Source organism: Crenobacter intestini, assembly GCF_004919095.1.
Lineage (GTDB): Bacteria > Pseudomonadota > Gammaproteobacteria > Burkholderiales > Chromobacteriaceae > Craterilacuibacter > Craterilacuibacter intestini.
This window is the reverse complement of record NZ_STGJ01000018.1, coordinates 1-228: the sequence shown is the minus strand read 5'-3', so window position 1 is coordinate 228 and position 228 is coordinate 1. Positions and strand designations below refer to the sequence as shown.

Here is a 228-nt window from a genome sequence, read left to right as displayed (position 1 = left end):
CTCATGGAGTCGGGGGTCTGCGGATGGGGCGTCTGGCGGTGTCCTACTTTCACATGGCGAATGCCACACTATCATCGGCGCTAAGGTGTTTCACGGTCCTGTTCGGGATGGGAAGGCGTGGGACCACCTCGCTATGGCCACCAGACATTAACTTGTCAAATTACAGAAGCCGAATCGTGGAATCTCCACGACGGTAGAATCTTGTATCGCGTACTCTGCCTATCCTGG

At 55.3% G+C, this 228-nt stretch carries 1 rRNA gene; it reads right to left on the bottom strand.

The features are described from left to right. Positions 1-30: 30 nt before the first annotated feature. A 5S ribosomal RNA gene (gene rrf, locus E5K04_RS13770) occupies positions 31-145 on the bottom strand. Positions 146-228 lie beyond the last annotated feature (83 nt).